The sequence below is a fragment of the Pseudoalteromonas marina genome (assembly GCF_000238335.3).
GTDB lineage: Bacteria > Pseudomonadota > Gammaproteobacteria > Enterobacterales > Alteromonadaceae > Pseudoalteromonas > Pseudoalteromonas marina.
In genome coordinates, this window is record NZ_AHCB03000005.1 from 1,873,779 (window position 1) to 1,893,519 (window position 19,741).

Sequence of the window (19,741 nt, forward strand, 5' to 3'; positions counted from 1 at the left end):
ATGTTTGATGTCGGAGAATGGGCTTGGAGCAAGGCCCATCAGCAGCATGTTAAGGTAATAGAAAATTCTGGCCTATGGGGCCAGAGTTTTTACCGTGTTTGGTTACAGCAACAAGACTCTGTTGTGAAAGTTGTTGATGATGATTTAGTTCATGCTGATGATCAGCAAGAGCCAAGTGAACACTTTATTTCATATGTTGCAGTGGCTGCAAAAATAGCGAACGCACAGCAAGAAGATGTATTACTAGCCCCAATTGAATCCAATGTCATTCCTCTTCCTCATCAATTAAAAGCACTCAATAAAGCGATGGCTCGTAAGCAAGTACGATACTTGTTTGCTGATGAAGTTGGTTTAGGTAAAACCATAGAAGCTGGCTTAGTGATGCGAGAGCTAAAACTGAGAGGCATGGCTAAACGCATATTAGTGTGTGCTCCTAAAGGTTTAGTTAGCCAGTGGGTAAGTGAAATGAGTACTCATTTTAATGAGAGTTTTCACTTACTTTTACCGGGAGAGCAAAAGCCTGTTGATGAGCATGACAATGTTTGGTTGCGCCATGACCAAGTTGTTTGCCCTGTTGATAGTATTAAACCGATAGAGAGCCGCAAAGGCTGGCCTTTAAAGCAAGTTCATGAATATAACAAACATCGATTTGATGACTTACTTGCCGCAGGTTGGGATTTAATTGTCATCGATGAAGCCCATCGTTTAGGTGGCAGCACTGAATTAGTCGCTCGATATAAATTAGGGCAAGGGTTAGCGGAAGCTGCACCTTATTTATTGCTACTTTCAGCAACACCTCATCAAGGAAAAAGCGATGCTTTTCATCGCTTAATGGCCTTACTTGACCCTGAAGTGTTTCCTGATATTTCTAGTGTGACCAAAGAGCGAGTGCAGCCATATGTTGTACGTACCGAAAAGCGGATATCTATTGATGGTGAAGGCAAACCATTATTCAAACCTAGAAAAACAGAGTTAGTCCCTGTTGCTTGGCAACAGAAGCACTCCATTCAACGTCATCTTTACGAGGAAGTAACTGAATACATTAAAGAAGGCTACAACCAAGCCAAAGCCAAAAAACAAAATGCTATTGGCTTTTTAATGATTTTGATGCAGCGACTAGTCAGCTCTAGTAGTGCCGCGATAGCCAAAACATTATCTAGACGTTTAATTGCTTTAGATACAATGGTGGTTGAAGAAGAGTTACCACTGTCTTTCGCTGATGATTGGGCAGAGCTAGATGGACAATCACAGTTAGATGAAATGATTGTTGAAAGTAAACAAGCCTTAGAGAACGAAAAAGCAGAAGTAGCACATTTACTGAAATTAGCTGAGAAATGTGTGGCAAATGAAAGTGATGCTAAAGCGGAAGTATTGTTAGATTGGCTTTATAAACTGCAACAAGAAGAGCAATCACCTGATTTAAAAATGCTAGTGTTTACAGAGTTTGTGCCGACACAAGCAATGTTAGATAAATTTTTTACTGATCGCGGTATTAGTGTTGTTTGCTTAAACGGTTCAATGGATCTAGGTGAGCGAAAAAAAGTACAAGCATCTTTTGCGGGTGATACTCGTATACTTATTTCGACAGATGCGGGTGGTGAAGGTTTAAATCTTCAGTTTTGTCATGTGATTGTTAACTATGACATGCCTTGGAACCCGATGCGCATGGAACAAAGGATAGGTCGTGTTGATCGTATCGGTCAGCCTCATGTGGTTAGAGCATTAAACCTTGTACTAGAAGATACTGTAGAGCATAGAGTGCGTGATGTACTTGAAAGTAAGTTGCAAGTTATTTTAGAAGAGTTTGGTGTCGATAAAACCAGTGATGTTCTCGATTCTGCTGAGGCGAATCACTTATTTGACGAATTGTTCATGGAGACATTGACTAACCCTGATGTAATGGACCAAGAGCTTGCTAAAGCATTACAAACAATACAAAACGCAGGAAAGGATAAAAAATCACAAGATAATTTGTTTTCTGATGGAGAGCAATTACTCGCTGAGACTTATCAAAAAACGGCTAATCACCCTTTACCTCATTGGATTTCTGCAATGGTTGAGCAATATCTCCTATGGCAAAATCAACAAGGCATTAAGGCCAGATTTGATAAATCCTCAACGGGTGGTTTAGATATTACTTGGCCAGATGGTGCTTTATGGAATGATATAACTTTTGTTGGTAAAGACGCTCAGCAAGATCTTAGGCTAAAACACATTACTTTGGAGAACCCTAAAGTTAGAGGGTTGTGTACCCATTTACCTATTTGGAGTGATGTGCAATCGATACCTGTTGTAAAAGTACCAACATTACCAACAGGTGCTTCTGGCTACTGGTCTTTGTGGAGTGTTCGTTTTGCCGGGAGCGATGAGAGACAAGTTAAATACTTACCTATTTATGTTAAACCTGATGGTAGCTTTTTTGCTCCCGCCTCAAATCGGATTTGGGATGCATTATGCTCCGATACGGTAGAAGTGATTACAGGCCCCAGTAGTGTGAAAAGCTCTGATATTTACCAAATGTTGCGAGCTGTTGCAGAAGAACAAGGAAAATTAGCTTTTGAAGATATGCTAATTAATTATAAAGCTGATTTGTCAGAGAAAATTGATAAAGGAGAATATTCTTTTGCTGCTCGAAAACGAGCAATAGAAAGAATAGGATTGCCTGAAGTAAAAAATTATCGTTTACGTCAATTAGCAGATGAACAACTTACTTGGGCACAACAAATAAAAGAAAAACAGCAAGTATACCCTGAGTTATCACTTCATATTGTTTTTGAGATAAAGGGATAATTTATGGCTTGGCAAAGTGAACTACTCAGTAAATTAGATTTCACCGCAAAACAGTGTTTTATTATTTCAGATCCTGAAAACCTTTGTTTTGAACCATTTATTGACGCACAGTTTGAAGAATCAAAAATAGAGCTTATAGATTATAGCGACCCTGTGTCGTTAAGGTTGGTATATGAGAATTGGCTTGAAGAGCAAAACAGCAAGGCATTAATCATTAGATGTGCTGAAATTGATGAAAACTATATTCCTTTTGATATCTCGTTAAACGCACAAAGCGTAAATTTTCATATCAATGAAATAATACCAGAGCTAGAGAACGAAACACTTCGAAGCCTTTCTCCTATTTACTTCCAGCCAATTAAGGAAGCCATTTCAAACTATCGACCAGGCAAGCTGGGAAGAATTGCTAGTTTAGATTTTTTGTTAAGGCATATCTATAAGATTGCCCCTGAGATAATACAATCTGAAGTAGATTTAGTTCGATTACTCATCCAAAAGCATTACCTTAGTGGTGATATGCCAGAAGTAATTGAGCAAAGGTTAATTGCTTTATTAGAGCTAAATAGTGCTTTCAACGGTTGGGATTTTGATAGGTTATTGCCAAATAAGGCTGAGTTTTTTGAGTTTCTGCAAGCTCAATGGGGGCTATATCTTCAAACACTAGTACCTGTGCAAGAAATTAAAGAGCCTTCATGGCCTCAAGGTAAACTAATTGTGCCGTTTGAAGATCAGGATATTCAAGTTTATGTTGATAATTTATTCAGTGATGGTTTGCTAAAACCTATAGATTTAAAAGGAGTACCACAAGAACACTGGGCCTCTATAGGTGTTGCTAGTGATGAAGGTTTCTCTGAATTAAAGCGTTTTTCTCATTTGCTCTCTCGTTTAAATAAAGTGTTTTCAAATGTAGAGGTTAATGAGCAAAACGCGGACTTTTGGGGAGAGCATGCATTTGAGCTTGGTATGCTGAATGCGTTAAGCCACAAAATAGAAAAGTTACTCCCTTCAGATCTTACATCATTAAAGCGCCTAAACGATAAAGTAGATAATACGTTTGAGCAGTGGTTACTAGATAAGTTTGGTAGTTTGATTTCGTTACCCTCGATTCGCCACCCTAATATGTTGCATAAAATCCCTGACTGGTTAAATCGTAAGGTACAGGATGAACAAAAAGTTTGCTTGCTCGTTATGGATGGAATGGGCTTTCAGCAGTGGGCATTGTTTAGAGAGTCTTTGAACTCATGTTCAAGAGTGACAATGGAAGAACATTATAGTTTTGCTTGGGTCCCCACTATTACCTCAATTTCTCGACAGTCGATGTTTTCGGGTAAAAAACCTTATTTTTATGCTGATTCGCTTTTAACAACATCAAAAGAAGGTAAGCTGTGGCAAGCATATTGGGAAGACCATGGTTTAACTAGCAAAGAAGTGTTGTATGCAAAAAAAGTTGAAGATAGAGCTACTAATGAATCGTTTAATGACTTGATATCTGATCGCCATATTATGGCTGCTGGCTTAGTCATCAATTTCGTTGATGAGCAAATGCATGGTATGAAAAACGGAATGTCTGGTTTAAATGCTGTAGTGTCAAATTGGATTAAAACTTGGAGGTTTGCAGAAAAAATTAACATTTTACTAGATGCAGGTTATGAAGTGATTGTTACTGCTGATCACGGTAATCAAGAGGCTATAGGCTGTGGTGCATTACGGGAAGGTGTAAAGGCTGAAACCAAAGGTGAGCGAGTTAGAATCTATGATTCAGAAAATGCAGCTACTAGTTCTAATGACCTTTTAGACGGGAAAGTGCTAAAATGGCCCGGCAAGAAATATGGCTTACCTGAAGGACGATTTCCATTAGTAAGTAAAGGAACTCATGCGTTTGTAAAAGAAGGGAACAAAATTGTTGGGCATGGTGGTATCAGCTTACACGAAGTAGTTGTACCGTTAGCCGTTATAAAAAGAAAGTTGTAATAGATATGTCTAAAAGGGTTAATTATAGTCGTCATATTGAGGCTCATTGGTTAGATCAAACGGCACTTTGGGTTGCCGAAGGGTTAAACAAACAAGAATTGCACGACAAAATTAATTCAATGCTTTCACCGTTGATTAACTGCAAGGTTAATTTGGGGAAAACACGAAATCAATTAACATCATTGTGGTTTGATAAGAACGAAAATGTCAGTAGTGAGTTCTCAGCATTCGCAGTTGATTACGTGAAAGAGAGTCATGATATTCCTCTTGTTATTCATTGGGGGTTATTAATTGCGAAAAAGAAATTCTTTGCTGATGTAGCTCGATTTATTGGACGAAATTCAAAGTTTAATGACTCATTTACATATGCTCAAGTACAAAAGCGAATGGTTGAGTTATACGGTGATACTGAAACAGTAAAACGTGGGCTGCGCTCTGTATTGAAGACTATGGTTGATTTTGGAGTTTTGCTACGAAGCAACTCCAGAAGTTACCAAGTAAATCAAAATAATTTGGCAGTACCTAAAAAATTAATGAACTGGTTATTATGCGCTTTACTATTTAGTGAAGACGTAATAAGCAGAACACTATCAGATATTATTGATGATGCAATTTGGTTTCCATTTGAGATTAGTATCGAGCCAGAAGACATTGATAAGCAATGGTTTGAAGTGCATCAGCAAGGATATGAGCTGATGTTGTTTAGAAAGAAATAATAAAATAAGAGAATTAATTTGAAAGTATCAATTGGTTTTAATCGACATTTAGAGTCGAACTGGCTTGCTCAAACAGCATCTTGGGTGGCAAATGGAATTGAAGGTAAAGAGCTAAAGGATAAAATTGATACTTTACTAACTCCTGATTTTACAAGCCAAGTGGCTAAAGACAAAACACGTAATTTACTTTTCGGTATTTGGAGTAAATTACCCAAACATATCCCCAATGATTTTCAACGAGATGCAGCTAATTTACTGATGGAATATAGTGAATTGAACTTAGTTTTTCACTGGGGGATGATGCTTGCAAAGTACCCTTTCTTTAAATCTGTAGTTGAACAAATTGGTCGTTTAACCAAGTTAAATGACTCTTTTTTATATTCTCAACTTGAACAGCGAATTACCGAGAATTATGGTGATACTTCAACAATCAAAAGAAGTATGCAGTTTGTAGTAAGAACGTTGATGAACTTGGAATTACTAGCTAACCCTAAGCAAGGTATATATCAACTTAGAAAGCCTATTCAAGTTAATAATCCATCAATAAAAGCTTGGTTAATAGAAGCAAGTGTTTATTCTGAACAAGTAACAAGTCGAAGCTTAACTGCCATTAACGATGAAAATGTTTGGTTCCCATTTGAGCTATATTTTGATGAGAATGATCTGAGTCAAAATGATCGTCTTGAAGCTCATCACCAAGCCGCTGATGTGATAGTGTTTGTTTAGAAGCACCGCACACCTGACTATAAAATAATAGTTCTAGAATTTGTAATTTGACTTCACAATATAAGCATGAGTAGATGGATGAGTAAAAGAGTTTGGATCCGATCTGGCGTACCACACACAGGTTGGGAGCATGTCAGAGATATGGAAAATGACACTCCTGATGGCATTTGCGAGATGTGAGGCCAGAAAAACATTAAATATTTCGATGTTTTGATACACGATAATTATGAGGGTGAGATAAAAGTTGGAAAAGACTGTTCATCTATAATGAGCTATCCAGGCAAGAATGGTTTCCGCTGGCCAGGCACAGACATTCTTATATTAGAAAATGAAGATACTAAACAGTTTGGTATTATTAAAGATGGTAAACCCTACCCAGAAAGGTTTTCATCATTAAAAGAGGCCCAAAATTGGGCAATAGATAATAAAATCTATCTATAGTTTCAGCGTTACATAGTTGATAACTAGGTCCTGTAAGGTAAAGAACTAGAATCAATTCAAAGCCAATGCTCAGGAATTTGTAAGTCGAACGATTTAGCTGCATATCTGAGCATTGAAATGATTTCTTTATGCCTGAACTGATCGTAAGCTTGACTTTTATTCTTCAGTTCTACTAGCTTTTTTAATTCAGGCAAGTTGAACATATTCAATTTATATAAGTTACCCCAGGTAGCTTCTCCAAATAGATTATAGATAATTTCTGTTCCATCACGCTCACTAGCTAAGCGCTTTTCGCCAGTTATTAGCGAGACAGCTTTTTCAGCTTCATCTCTGCTATCGTAGGTATTTAGTTGTTTCATTTTTATCCTTATAGCCCTACATCACATTAAAAATATTCCTAACCAATATAGCTTACTCCAATGTCTAACAAAGCCAGAATGAACTTTGTAAGCTACATACACTATGTATTCTATTATTTTTCGATGGATTACCAAAGCAACTCTACTACTTCAGTTGATATAAACCATTCAAAAAAACATACTTTAAAGTAAATGAAGCTATATGACCTTGAAATATTAATAAATTAGCGAGACTAAATCATGGATGGCAAAGTAAATAGAAACAGATTAACTCTTGAAGAGTTTATAGAACGTGGTAATAAGTGCCATAAGAATAAATATAACTACTCAAAAGCAACGCTTATTGATACTAGCTCAAATGTTATTGTAATTTGCCCTGAACATGGGGATTTTGAAGTAAACGCTAAACGCCACTACTCTGCATCTTCTGGCTGTCCGTCCTGTACAAATTATATCAAAAATGACCTTAATAAATTTATTGAGAGAGCTCGATTAATCCACGGTGATAAATACGATTACTCAAAAAGTATTTATGTCGCTTCCAGTAAAAAGCTTAAAGTTATATGCCCTTTACATGGAGAGTTCGAGGTTACCCCATCTTTACACTACGGTCCAAGAAAAGTAGGTTGTACGGCTTGTTCAGGTAAAAGGAAACTTACAAACAGTGACTTTATAGAACGCTCAAAAGCTATTCATGGTGATATATATCAATATGAAAATACAAGGTATGAAGCAAGTAACAAAAAGGTAACTATAACCTGCCCTACCCATGGCGATTTTAATATTAGAGCCAGTGATCATATTGGTGGCCCTAAGAGAGGCTGCAGTGAATGTAAAAAGTTAAACTCGGGCGCTGCTAATACTGGTGTAATGAATACTGGTAAATTTATTGAACTATCAAAAAAAGTACATGGCAATAAGTATATTTACGATAAATCAGCTTACATTACAGCAAAGAAAAAAATAACCATTATTTGTCCAGAACATGGTGATTTCTCGATGCTCCCTAGCTCGCACTATTCAAAAAACCAAGGTTGTGGTGCTTGTGGAGGCAGAGCTGGTATCAATACAGAAGGGTTTATAGGAAAATCAGTATTGTTATTTAAAGATAGATTTGATTATTCTAAAACCCATTATGTTAATGCAAAACGTAAAGTAACTTTAATATGTAAAGAACATGGAGAGTTTCAAGTTCAACCCAACAACCACCTTGCTGGAAATGGTGGCTGTATGTATTGTTCTGGCCGAGGTGATATTGACAATGAAAACTTGATAGCACGCCTCAAAACAAGCTTAGGTGAGCAACATGATTTTTCAAAGGTTCACTATAAAGGCAGGAATGAGAAAATAACTGTAATTTGCCCTACCCATGGTGAATTTTCGGGATTTCCTCAGGTATTGATTAAAAATCAAGGCTGTCCTAAATGTAATGAGTATACGAAAGACGATTTTGTTAAAAAGGCACTTTTAGTGCACGAAGGCCAATACGATTATTCAAACACAGTGTATATATCCTCAAGGATAAAGCTGGAAATAAATTGCCCCCGCCATGGTTTCTTTGAACAAGACGCTAAAAGTCATTTAGAAGGTAAAGGTTGTCCTACTTGTGGAGTAGAAAAAAATATTCTAGCTAACAGAGACCCTGATGATTTCTGCTTACTCTACTATCTAAAGCTTGAATATAAAGGCTATTTCTTTTGGAAAATAGGAATAACTACACGAGATGTTGAGCAACGGTATCACTTACTACATCGTGATAATGTCACGATTATTGATACACAAATTCTAGAAACAACAATTGGTAAGGCAATCAACGCTGAAAATAATTTTATAAGGGAATATGAGGAATATTTAGAATACAGAGGTCATATTTTAAAGCACGCAAAAGGTGGAACTGAAACTTTTTCTATTGATGTACTGCTATCAAACAACAAAGAGCTATCTGATTTTCTGTAATGGTTTCTAAATGCTCACTAACTTAATTCATGTTAGTGAGCGTTGATATGTATTAATTTACCCTGAGGTTGAAAATTTAAAATCCGTCTGTTAATTAATTTTGGTAATGGTCTTCACAAACAGGGTTATCTTGCAGATAACGCACTGCAGGCTTTTCGCAAAACTCGCATTCAGTACCTTTTGGTACCGTGTTTTCATCACAATTAGGGCAACTATCAAGCTTATAATTAAACTTGTAATCGCACACTTCACACTCAATTAAGTCATCTTCGCAATCAGGACAGTTATCAAAGACATCCAAATCAAATTTTAATTTACACTCGCTACATTCTACTAAATCGCTCATATTCCCTGCTTAATTTTATTAATTTAAATAGCAATGTACCTTTTTAAGTACATTCAGTAAAGCCATGATATTGTTGTTTAATTAAGCAATTCTTTTATCAATACAGAACCTAGCTGGCGTGTATTAAACGGATTCCCGTTGCCATTTAAAATTGAAATCCCTAACTCTTTAGCAATATCACGCAAGTAAGGCTAACTGGGTGTTACAAGCTCGTCATTTAAAAACACTTCAATAGTGCCGTTTTCAAGCTCCACCAATTTGTAGTTATTCCATATAACTTCTTTTACATTTAATAATATACGTGGCTTAACTGGTGCGTTTATTAACTTACTCATTTTAATACAGCTTTTTCCCGTTACTGCATCACTCATTAGTTTTTTAGCTTCTTCAACGGGCGCATCTAATAAAGTTTCACTTGCATCTCATCTGTATTGATTCTTAAAATAATTATACGATCAACCAAGTTTAGCGTATTAGTATTAAAGCTTATATGGCCACCTGTAAGCATTCTACCTGTTGTTTTGACTGATATACGCTCGCCACTACTTGATACAACATCGTACCCCGCCTGGTTAACCTCTGTTGCCATGCGTCTATTTGTTATAAGTGCGGCGTAAAGCTCCCCAATTCTACCTGTTAAATGTCTAAGCTCTGTTGCAGGTACATCCCAACTTAACTCCCTTTCTAACCAGCTCATTGCCTCACCCAGCGACTGAATGATTTGCATTTGCGTTAAAGCCATTTTATATCCTTATTTTATCTTCTAACCAACTTTTAAAAGGTGCTTATGTCCTGATACCGACAATGAACCTTGAGATGCCTTTGCTATATGCTCACTCCACCAGCTCATCAACTCTCTACGTTTTTCTATATATTCAGCTCTATTATAAGCAGAACGAACCTGGTTTTTATCTACATGTGCCAGTGCGGCTTCTATTATATCTGGGTTAAACTCATGCTCATTTAATGTGGTGCTACCAAGCGAGCGCAAGCCATGGCTTACTAAACGGCCCTCAAACCCCATGCGCTTTAAAGCCATATTAGCTGTCTCATTGTTGATATGAGTTCTCGGGTTTCTGTCTGACGGAAAAACAAAGTCTCTATGCCCTGAAATTGGTTTTATTGATTCTAATAACTCTATAGCTTGATTTGATAGAGGAATGGCATGCTCTCTGCGCTTTTTCATTCGTTCAGCTGGGATAATCCATAGTTTATTCTCAAAATCAATTTCATCCCAACGGGTACCGGCCGCTTCACCTGGGCGGGTAAGAGTATGTAACTGCCATTCAATCAAAAAGCGGGTTACTCGTTTAATTGACGCCGTTGCAAGCGTTTGCATCAATTCAGGCAGCTCTTCTGGTTTTAACGAAGGCATGTTTTGTTTTTGCGGCTTTTTAAATGTTTCTTTTATTCCAGCAAGCGGATTAGCTTGAATATAACCACTATTAACTGCGTAGGTCATAACTTGGTTTAATCGTTGGCTTAAACGCTTAACTGTTTCTAGAGTACCTTTAGCCTCTATAGGCCTTAATATTTTTATTACTTGTGGTGCGTTAATTTTGCCAATAGGATATTTACCAATAACCGGCAGTATATGGTTATTTAACGATCGCCAAATATCTTCGCCATGAGCTTGCGTAAAATCAGGCTTTTTAACATCAAACCACTCTAAAGCTACTTTATTTAGTGTTAACTCTTCTTGAGCCCGTTTAAAAGCTAAGGTTTCATCTCTATGCTCTTTTGGATCAGTCCCTAAAGCAACTAGTTCTCTGGCTTGTTGCGCTAACTTTCTGGCATTTACAATAGATACATCTGGGTACTTGCCTAATCCCATGTTGACACGCTTTTTTGTGATTGGATGGTAGTAATTAAAGTTCCAGAGCTTAGAGCCACTCTTTCTAACTTTTACTTGTAGGCCGTTACCATCGGATAAAATTATATCTTTATCCTCTGCTTTTACTTTTTTTAACGCTGTATCGGTAAGCTGCTTGGCTGATCTTGCCATAAAAAATGAACCCCACTCAAATTTAGTATTCTTTTATTATGGCAGCTTATTCAAGGAATACCATTTTAGATACTAAAGCTTTGAGCTTGGATGAAACAGCCTGGGACAGAGTGACACTCTAAGCTATTGATTTTAAATAGTTAAAGGCACAAAAAAGGACGCCCAAAGGCGTCCTGATATTGAATGATGGTGGAGGAAGAGGGATTCGAACCCTCGTTAGGGATTAACCTAAACACACTTTCCAGGCGTGCGCCTTCAGCCACTCAGCCATTCCTCCACGGTGTTGCCTAGCAACAGCGCGTTATAGTATGAAATAGGTTACGCAGGTGCAAGGCCTTTTTAAATATGTACTGTTGAATGGCTATTAATCGTGCAGTTATTTACTTTTTCAATAAAAAACGGCTAAACCATAAGGCTTAGCCGTTTTTTATATCAGTCTAGTTACTTTACATTTGCTAAAAACTATTTAGCCATACTCGCCGTAAAGTCTAGCATGCGGTTAAGTGACTTAAGTGCACCTTCACGCAAGTCCATATCTACAAATACTTCTTTACCTTGAGGGTCTATTAAGGCCTCCTCAATCGCTTTTAAGCCATTCATTGCCATCCACGGGCAATGTGCACAACTTTTACAAGAAGCGCCTTCACCAGCCGTAGGGGCGGCAAAGAACTCTTTCTCTGGGCATAGCTGTTGCATTTTATAAAAAATACCGCGATCAGTCGCAACAATAAACTTTTTATTCGCCATTGTTTGCGCTGCTTTAATGAGCTGGCTTGTAGATCCAACGGCGTCAGCAAGTGCAACTATTTCTGCAGGTGACTCTGGGTGAACTAAAACGCCAGCATCTGGGTGCAGTGCCTTAAACTCTTTCAATGCTTTAGTTTTAAACTCGTCGTGAACAATACATGCGCCATTCCACATGATCATATCAGCGCCGGTATTTTTTTGAATGTAGCTGCCTAGGTGCTTGTCTGGGCCCCAAATGATTTTTTCGCCTTGCTCGTCTAAGTGCTCAACAATTTCAAGCGCGCACGATGAGGTTACAATCCAATCTGCACGGGCTTTAACCGCTGTAGAGGTGTTTGCATACACCACCACTTTACGATCAGGGTGCTGATCGCAAAATGCTGAGAACTCATCAATCGGACAACCGATGTCTAGCGAGCATGTTGCTTCAAGTGTTGGCATAACAACCGTTTTGTTTGGCGTTAAAATTTTAGCAGTTTCACCCATAAAACGAACGCCTGCAACGATGATCATATCAGCGTCGTGTCTTGCACCAAAGCGCGCCATTTCTAAAGAGTCGGCAACGCAACCGCCAGTTTCTTCGGCAAGGGCTTGGATTTCAGGATCAGTATAATAATGCGCTACGAGTACCGCGTTTTTATCTTTAAGTAATTGCTTAATACGTGCTTTGTATTCGCCTTGCTCGTCGTTTGTTAACGGTGCTGGCTTTGGAGGGAAAATATAGCCTTCAGGCATAATAGTTTGCGCTAAACTCATGTTCTCGACCACTTATTTACAGTGTATAAATTACGGCGAATTATACGAGAATAAAAACATAAATAACAGCAAACTGCTTAAGCTTGTTTATAAAAAAACAGAATGGGATTTTAAAAAAGAATGTAGAAGATGGTGGGTCATGATGGATTCGAACCATCGACCAATTGATTAAAAGTCAACTGCTCTACCAACTGAGCTAATGACCCGCTCTAATATTGTACGTACTAAAAAGATAGTGTTTGCGTAGATCCGCCGATGTTCCAGTTTTTACTTACAAAGCAAAAATGGTGGGTCATGATGGATTCGAACCATCGACCAATTGATTAAAAGTCAACTGCTCTACCAACTGAGCTAATGACCCGCTCTTGGTGTTAACTAATAAATATATATTTCCATGAAAATGGTGGGTCATGATGGATTCGAACCATCGACCAATTGATTAAAAGTCAACTGCTCTACCAACTGAGCTAATGACCCGCTCAAATATAAACTTAAAAGCTTACTTGCGTGAATCCGCCGATTAGAGTTTTATAGAATGGTGGGTCATGATGGATTCGAACCATCGACCAATTGATTAAAAGTCAACTGCTCTACCAACTGAGCTAATGACCCATTCTATAATTTTTAGATTATTGAGTGCAATTAATGCTTTAGTAAATAACCACTTAAAAATAAGTGGTGGGTCATGATGGATTCGAACCATCGACCAATTGATTAAAAGTCAACTGCTCTACCAACTGAGCTAATGACCCGCTCATAAACTTATTCAATAATATAAATGCGTAAATCCGCCGATCCAGACACTTTAAAAGTGGTGGGTCATGATGGATTCGAACCATCGACCAATTGATTAAAAGTCAACTGCTCTACCAACTGAGCTAATGACCCGCTCTGGTATAACTGCTGTATTAAAGTTGTTGTAGACCATTATAAAAATGGTGGGTCATGATGGATTCGAACCATCGACCAATTGATTAAAAGTCAACTGCTCTACCAACTGAGCTAATGACCCGCTCTAACTTTACAACCTTGAATACTACGTAAATCCGCCGATAAAAGACCATTTTAAAATGGTGGGTCATGATGGATTCGAACCATCGACCAATTGATTAAAAGTCAACTGCTCTACCAACTGAGCTAATGACCCGCTCTTTTTGCAACATTTTGAGTGGGGTAACCATTCGTTTGCTGCGGGCGCTTATAATACTTATTTATAAAATGAGTGCAACCGAAATTGTCTCTTTTTTTAAGTTTTTATGCCTAGTTGACCAATTTTAGACCGCTTATGACAAAAAGCAGTCTAATCAAGCTGATTCAATTAATTAGACAGGCGATCTGTGGCTAATTTTGCAGCCGTTGTACTTGGGTACTGCGTAACAAGTTCGTTAAGTATTTTTAACGATTCGTCTGTCAGTCCTTGCTCTTTTAAAAGCGTGCCTAATTTTAACATGGCGTCTGGGCGTTTATTTGAATTTGGATATTCGTTTACAACCACTCTAAAGTGATCAACCGCTTTAACGCCATCGTTTTTAATTGTTAATAATTGACCTAACCAATAGTGTGCGTTTGACGCATACACAGATTCTGGATATGTTTTTAAGAACGTTTGAAACTCTGGAATAGCCTGGTCGTAGCGTTTATCTTTCATTATGAGTGCAACAGCACGCTCGTAAGCCTCATTCTCAGATAAATCACTGCTATATGCTTGTGAGTCATTAGGTTGTGCATAGTCGGTTGCAGGCACTGCTGCAGGCTGTGAATACGCCTGACTAACACGGTTTTCAATCTCTTGATAAAGCTCACGCTGACGCTGAAGTACTTTTTCTAGTTTATAGCTTTGCTCTTCCGTCACACCACGAATTTGACTTACTTCATCTTGAAGTAAATTAAGTTGCTGTTGTAACTCGGCTTGCAAGAAATTGCGCGATTGCATCATACTTTCTAACGACGCTAAGCGCTTCTCAATACTTGACTGTGAACTCGCAGCTTCTGAAACAGGAGCGGGAGCAGCCCATAACTGGGTGCTCCCGCTCAATATCATTGCTGCCAAAATAATTTTCGGCTTCATAATATCTCTTATCTTAGTAAACTAATACCGCACGGCGGTTTTTAGCGAAAGCTGATTCAGTGCGAGACTTAACCATTGGTTTTTCTTCACCGTAGCTCACTACTGACATTTGGCTAGCTGATACACCTAAGCTTAGCAGGTATTTTTCAACTGACTGACCACGGTTTTCACCTAGTGCAATATTGTACTCTGGCGTGCCACGCTCATCTGCATGGCCTTCAATTAATACTTTAACCGATGGGTTTTTTACTAAAAAGTCAGCATGTGCGCGAAGTAAATCAGCATATTTGCTTTCAATTGTCGCTTTATCAAAATCAAAGTAGATTACTTGCTCTTGACGAAGTGCTTCGTATTTTTGACGAAGTTGTTCTTCAGCACGTTCTTCAGGCGAAATTGTTGCTACTTCAACTGTATCGTTGCTAGTTGTTTGCTCAACAGCAGGTTGATTAGATTGGTTTGCAGCACCTTCGTCGATATCTGAAGACGAGCTACAAGCTGCTAATGTCATTACTGGCACAGCAATTAGCAGGCCTTTAAGTATTTTATTAAGTTGCATTGAGTAGATTCCTATTTTGAGTAAACCAGTAACATTACTGTAAATATGGCGACCAAGCTGGCGCCTTTACTTGTCCGTCTAGCACAGGTAATCGTGCTTTAAAGCGGCCGTCCATCGATACTAACGCCAGTACCTGTTTGTTATTATGGAGCGTGCTGTATATTATCATCGAGCCATTTGGCGCTATACTCGGTGATTCATCTAAGCGAGTTCGCGTTAATACTTGAAACGCGCCAGAAGCTAGCTCTTTTTTAGCAAGATGGTACTTACCGTTCGTACGATTAACCATCACTAATTCTTTACTGTCAGGCGTAACTGACCCTGCAAGATTCATATCGCCATCAAACGTTAGGCGCTTTGATCTGCCAGTTTTTAAATTTAACTTATAAATCTGAGCATTACCACCCCTTTCCGAGGTAAACACTATATCTTGCCCATTTGGGTACCAAGATGGTTCAGTATCTATGCTACGGTGGTTTGTTAGGCGTGTTTCTTTACGCGTTGCCAGGTTTAGTAAATAAATTTCTGTTGCGCCTGTTTTATCTTTTGAAAGGACTAATAGAAGCTCTTTACCATCAGGTGAAAACTGCGGCGCACCATTAATCCCACGATAGCTGGCTACCACTTCTCGCTTGCCAGTATATAAGTCTTGGATATATATTTGGCTTTGACGATTTTCAAACGTTACATAAGCAAGCTTGGTACCATCTGGTGACCACGCAGGTGACATTAACGGCTCTTTAGAGCGCAAAAGTACTTGTTCGTTGAATCCATCGTAATCGGCAACAACGAGTTGATACGGCTTATCGTCTTCGTCACGCACAATCACATAGGCAATTTTAGTTAAAAATGCACCTTTTTCGCCTGTTAGTTTTTCATAAATCACATCACTAATACGGTGTGAATAGCGGCGAAACCCACTTTCTGAAATAACGCTTTCTCTGGCTTCTAAAATGTGGTCTTGGCTTTTTACTAATTGCCCATTAGACATCATTTGGGTGTTACCACCCGTGATTTGACCACGAATTACATCCACTAATTCATAACGGACTAAGTATCGGCCATCGGTTTGCTGTTCAACTTGGCCAACTAAAACGGCCTCAACCCCTTGATTAACCCATGAGGCATAATCAATTGCTTGGTCCTCGCTTGGTTGTTGTGGCATTTGCGCAACATCAACCGGCTTAAACTTACCACTTCGGACTAAATCAGCTGCAATCACATCACTTAGTTTTTGTGGGATCGGACCTATTCCTGTGTATTTAAATGGCACAATAGCAATAGGCCTTGCGCCGTCAACACCTTCGGTAATTACAATTTCAAGTGCAGCATTTGCAATGCCTTGAAACCCTAGTAGCAATACTACACAGGCTACTCTTAGTTTATTGAACATATCATTCCTTTAAAATTCTGGCTTGATTGTTAAGTTAATATTTTTTAGCTGATCAAACACGTCTCTGTCTTTAGACACAGGTAATGTGTCGGCCATACGAACCGCTCTGAGCGCGGCCTCACACACTAGCTTATCACCACCTAAAGACTTAACTTGCGTAACTAAACCATTAAAGCCAAGACGGATATTCACTCGACATTGTTGGTTTTTCATTTTTTCATCAATTAACAAGTTTTGTTGGATGCGCGCCATAATCAAAGCACGGTATTTGTCAACTTCACTCGCAACTTGTTGCTGGCGTATTTTACTACGTGCAGCCTGCTCTTTAGCAAGTTGTTCTTGTAATATTTGTTCTTGTAATGCTTGCTGACGCTTACGTTCAGCTTCGGCTGCACGCTCTTTAGCTTCTTGCTCACGCTTAATACGTTCAGCTTCTGCTTTTTTTAGCGCTTCTTCTTCAAGCTTACGTTTATCTGCCGCGGCTTTTGCTGCCTTTTCAGCCTCTTGTTTTTGCTTTTCTGCTTGCTTAGCTTTGGCACGCTCTTTTTGCTCTATCTCACGCGCCTTTTTTGCTTGAGCTTCAGCTTGCGCTTTTTCTTTCTCTTTAGCTTTGCGTTCACGCTCAAGTTTTTTAATGTTTCGAGCCTCAGATTCACGTTGTTTGCGAGCATCTGCAGCCCTGCGTTCTAAATCACGTATCCGCTTATCTTCAGCACGCTTTTTATCTTTTTCTTTTTTTTGTAGCTCAGCAATTTTTTGCTCAACCATTTTTTGGTCAACCGATATCGCAGAAACCGCTTTGTCGGGTTCAGGTATAGCTGTGTTTAACGTCACTTCCATTACTTTAGGGGTTGGTGCATGAATGTTAGCTGACGCGTACAACAATCCGCCCAAACCTAAATGCAATACCACCGATTTTACTAATGCACTACTCATCCAGTTAATTCCCCTCAAAGGATTCGGTCATCAATCCCACTGACGGCACACCTGCGTTTTTCAAAAAATCCATTAGCAATAACACTTCTTGATAAGAAACTTTACCAGAACCTTTAATCATTACAGGTACATCTGGATTTTTCATTAACTGCAATTTAATCACGGCGGCTACATCGAGTGCTTCCATTGGCTCCTCTGGATCAGTACCTACACTGACGTAATATTTACCCTCAGCATCAATAGACGCAATTATTGGTGGTGTATCTTTTGTATCAACTAAATCAGATTCTTCCATTTTTGGTAAATCGACTTTTACACCGTGAGTAATTAGTGGTGCAGTCGCCATGAAAATAATAAGCAGCACCAACATTACATCGATATAAGGTACTACATTAATTTCTGCTACTGGGCGGCGCTTTTTACGATGATACATTCGCTTGTGCCTCTATTTGTGTAGCTGCTTGACGGTGTAAAATATTAGCAAACTCTTCCATAAAGTTGATGTAGTGAGATTCAAGCTTTTCAACACTGTTTGAAAAACGGTTATAAGCAATTACAGCCGGAATTGCAGCAAATAAGCCCATTGCTGTAGCAATTAGAGCCTCTGCTATGCCCGGAGCAACCATTTGTAATGTGGCTTGTTTTACTTCACCCAATGCAATAAAGGCATTCATAATACCCCACACAGTGCCAAATAAACCGATGTAAGGACTTATAGAACCAACCGTTGCCAAGAACGATAGGCTTTTTTCAATTTTTTCGATTTCACGTGACAGTGCTACACGCATTGAGCGATGCGTACCTTCCATGACTATGCTTGCGCCTTGAAATGTATTTTTTTTATGTCGCGCAAATTCTTTAAAGCCTGCCGTAAATAACGCCTCAATACCATGAGACTGAGCACTGCGAGATGAAATTTCGTTATAAAGCTTACTTAAATCAATGCCTGACCAAAACTTTTGCTCAAACTTTTTAGCATTCGAAAGCGCATCAGAGATTGCTTTTTTACGTTGAAAAATAATAGCCCACGACATAACCGACATGGCAACTAGCCCTAACATTACTAATTGTACAAGCAAACTGGCTTCTAAAATTAGATCCAAAAAATTAAGCCCTGATCCCACATTAAACTCCTAAATAGTATCAAAATACGTCAATTGTAATGATTTGTGCAATTATGACCGCAACTAAGGTCAATTAGTTGCATCTAGTGTATCGAGTCCATTTAAAACTAACAACGATATTGCTATGAATAGCCAACAAAAAACGTTAAAAATCGGCTATGTTGTTTGTTTTTTATGCCTAGTTGTATAAATATTTATTCAAATAAAATAAAAACTCAGGTTCAGCTGCGTAATTATATAAATAAACATCATAAAACACGGCATTTATTCAAAATTAATGCATAAACACGCAAAACCACGTTAACGTTACCTACCAGAATACTAAAACTAATACCGAACAATTATACAAAAATATACTTAAGTACTATTTTTCATTAACTTATAAAATATATGGTTATTTAACGAACAACTTACAAACTACAACAAAACTAAATACATTAGTTTTTTTAATCTGAAAAAACAAATTTTCTAGTTTGAACAATTTTTAGATATTCCGTATTATTCTCCCATACCGAGCTAGCGCATTAAATGAAACTGTTTCATTATGTCCTGTTCTTAGTAATATGATCTTAAGTCGTATTACATTGTTTTACTCTATTTGGATAAAACCTAACAGTGTAAAACATGGTTCCCCCAGATTACTTCCTTTAACTTGTTGTTAGCCCGCATTATTTGCGGGCTTTTTTTTACCTGAAATTTGGCCTAGACCAAAATATACAGATTCATTTAATATTGTTTATTGAGCCAGAAATTTAGCACTAAACCTAGCCAGCCATAGTCAGCACTGACTAAGTTGAATTTTATGAAAGGCACAATAGCCACATACGCCTTAACGCTCTGTGAATTGTTGG

The 19,741-nt window shown here is 38.3% G+C and carries 17 protein-coding genes and 9 tRNA genes; 5 read left to right on the forward strand and 21 right to left on the reverse strand.

Annotated features, from left to right (window positions below; genetic code table 11):
- Genes PMAN_RS08590 through PMAN_RS08605 form a run of 4 tightly spaced genes read left to right on the forward strand, consistent with a single transcriptional unit; the run spans position 1 to position 6,203 of the window.
- On the forward strand, positions 1 to 2,790 hold the full coding sequence (locus PMAN_RS08590; protein WP_010557257.1) for a DEAD/DEAH box helicase: 2,790 nt from the start codon (positions 1 to 3) through the stop codon (positions 2,788 to 2,790).
- A 3-nt stretch (positions 2,791 to 2,793) separates the two neighbouring features.
- Positions 2,794 to 4,761 (forward strand): BREX-3 system phosphatase PglZ, encoded by a 1,968-nt coding sequence (pglZ, locus tag PMAN_RS08595; protein WP_010557256.1) that lies wholly within the window; start codon positions 2,794 to 2,796, stop codon positions 4,759 to 4,761.
- A 5-nt stretch (positions 4,762 to 4,766) separates the two neighbouring features.
- Positions 4,767 to 5,477 (forward strand): hypothetical protein, encoded by a 711-nt coding sequence (locus PMAN_RS08600; protein WP_010557255.1) that lies wholly within the window; start codon positions 4,767 to 4,769, stop codon positions 5,475 to 5,477.
- An 18-nt stretch (positions 5,478 to 5,495) separates the two neighbouring features.
- Entirely contained in the window at positions 5,496 to 6,203 is a 708-nt protein-coding gene (locus PMAN_RS08605; RefSeq protein ID WP_010557254.1) for a hypothetical protein, read from the forward strand.
- Positions 6,204 to 6,700: 497 nt separating this feature from the next.
- Here PMAN_RS08605 and PMAN_RS08610 read toward each other — a convergent pair whose 3' ends face one another.
- Positions 6,701 to 7,003, reverse strand: coding sequence for a hypothetical protein (locus PMAN_RS08610; RefSeq protein WP_010557253.1), 303 nt, complete (start codon positions 7,001 to 7,003; stop codon positions 6,701 to 6,703).
- A gap of 240 nt (positions 7,004 to 7,243) precedes the next feature.
- On the opposite strand from PMAN_RS08610, the gene PMAN_RS08615 reads away from it, so the two are divergent.
- The gene (locus PMAN_RS08615; RefSeq protein WP_010557252.1) at positions 7,244 to 8,959 is read left to right on the forward strand and encodes a hypothetical protein; all 1,716 of its coding nucleotides are present in this window, start codon (positions 7,244 to 7,246) and stop codon (positions 8,957 to 8,959) included.
- A 94-nt stretch (positions 8,960 to 9,053) separates the two neighbouring features.
- Here PMAN_RS08615 and PMAN_RS08620 read toward each other — a convergent pair whose 3' ends face one another.
- From PMAN_RS08620 to tolQ, 20 genes are all read right to left on the reverse strand, one after another.
- Complete coding sequence (locus tag PMAN_RS08620) at positions 9,054 to 9,305, reverse strand: hypothetical protein (RefSeq protein ID WP_010557251.1); 252 nt, start codon at positions 9,303 to 9,305, stop codon at positions 9,054 to 9,056.
- A gap of 191 nt (positions 9,306 to 9,496) precedes the next feature.
- A complete protein-coding gene (locus tag PMAN_RS19130) occupies positions 9,497 to 9,640 on the reverse strand; it encodes a hypothetical protein (RefSeq protein WP_242032459.1) in 144 nt (47 codons plus the stop codon).
- Between the two features lie 65 nt (positions 9,641 to 9,705).
- Positions 9,706 to 10,047 carry a DUF6998 domain-containing protein gene (locus PMAN_RS19135; RefSeq protein WP_010557250.1) on the reverse strand — a complete coding sequence of 114 codons (342 nt, stop codon included), beginning with the start codon at positions 10,045 to 10,047 and terminating at the stop codon, positions 9,706 to 9,708.
- Between the two features lie 21 nt (positions 10,048 to 10,068).
- The gene (locus tag PMAN_RS08630; RefSeq protein ID WP_010557249.1) at positions 10,069 to 11,310 is read right to left on the reverse strand and encodes an integrase domain-containing protein; all 1,242 of its coding nucleotides are present in this window, start codon (positions 11,308 to 11,310) and stop codon (positions 10,069 to 10,071) included.
- 187 nt (positions 11,311 to 11,497) lie between these two features.
- Positions 11,498 to 11,587 (reverse strand) — tRNA-Ser (locus PMAN_RS08635).
- A 185-nt stretch (positions 11,588 to 11,772) separates the two neighbouring features.
- On the reverse strand, positions 11,773 to 12,813 hold the full coding sequence (nadA, locus tag PMAN_RS08640; RefSeq protein ID WP_008131973.1) for a quinolinate synthase NadA: 1,041 nt from the start codon (positions 12,811 to 12,813) through the stop codon (positions 11,773 to 11,775).
- 130 nt (positions 12,814 to 12,943) lie between these two features.
- A tRNA-Lys gene (locus tag PMAN_RS08645) sits at positions 12,944 to 13,019 on the reverse strand.
- A 79-nt stretch (positions 13,020 to 13,098) separates the two neighbouring features.
- A tRNA-Lys gene (locus PMAN_RS08650) sits at positions 13,099 to 13,174 on the reverse strand.
- A gap of 40 nt (positions 13,175 to 13,214) precedes the next feature.
- Positions 13,215 to 13,290, reverse strand: a tRNA-Lys gene (locus PMAN_RS08655).
- A 59-nt stretch (positions 13,291 to 13,349) separates the two neighbouring features.
- A tRNA-Lys gene (locus tag PMAN_RS08660) sits at positions 13,350 to 13,425 on the reverse strand.
- 64 nt (positions 13,426 to 13,489) lie between these two features.
- Positions 13,490 to 13,565: transfer RNA gene (locus PMAN_RS08665), tRNA-Lys, on the reverse strand.
- Between the two features lie 60 nt (positions 13,566 to 13,625).
- A tRNA-Lys gene (locus PMAN_RS08670) sits at positions 13,626 to 13,701 on the reverse strand.
- Between the two features lie 48 nt (positions 13,702 to 13,749).
- A tRNA-Lys gene (locus tag PMAN_RS08675) sits at positions 13,750 to 13,825 on the reverse strand.
- Positions 13,826 to 13,884: 59 nt separating this feature from the next.
- Positions 13,885 to 13,960 (reverse strand) — tRNA-Lys (locus tag PMAN_RS08680).
- Between the two features lie 171 nt (positions 13,961 to 14,131).
- On the reverse strand, positions 14,132 to 14,881 hold the full coding sequence (gene ybgF / locus PMAN_RS08685; protein WP_008131976.1) for a tol-pal system protein YbgF: 750 nt from the start codon (positions 14,879 to 14,881) through the stop codon (positions 14,132 to 14,134).
- Between the two features lie 13 nt (positions 14,882 to 14,894).
- Positions 14,895 to 15,437: a peptidoglycan-associated lipoprotein Pal gene (gene pal / locus PMAN_RS08690; protein ID WP_008131978.1), complete on the reverse strand. Its 543-nt coding sequence runs from the start codon at positions 15,435 to 15,437 to the stop codon at positions 14,895 to 14,897.
- 34 nt (positions 15,438 to 15,471) lie between these two features.
- The gene (tolB, locus tag PMAN_RS08695; RefSeq protein WP_010557248.1) at positions 15,472 to 16,830 is read right to left on the reverse strand and encodes a Tol-Pal system beta propeller repeat protein TolB; all 1,359 of its coding nucleotides are present in this window, start codon (positions 16,828 to 16,830) and stop codon (positions 15,472 to 15,474) included.
- A 9-nt stretch (positions 16,831 to 16,839) separates the two neighbouring features.
- A complete protein-coding gene (tolA, locus tag PMAN_RS08700) occupies positions 16,840 to 17,766 on the reverse strand; it encodes a cell envelope integrity protein TolA (protein ID WP_010557247.1) in 927 nt (308 codons plus the stop codon).
- 4 nt (positions 17,767 to 17,770) lie between these two features.
- Positions 17,771 to 18,199, reverse strand: a complete 429-nt coding sequence (tolR, locus tag PMAN_RS08705; protein ID WP_006794474.1) for a protein TolR — start codon at positions 18,197 to 18,199, stop codon at positions 17,771 to 17,773.
- Positions 18,186 to 18,890, reverse strand: coding sequence for a protein TolQ (gene tolQ / locus PMAN_RS08710; protein ID WP_006794475.1), 705 nt, complete (start codon positions 18,888 to 18,890; stop codon positions 18,186 to 18,188). The genes tolR and tolQ overlap by 14 nt, the downstream gene beginning before the upstream one ends.
- Positions 18,891 to 19,741 lie beyond the last annotated feature (851 nt).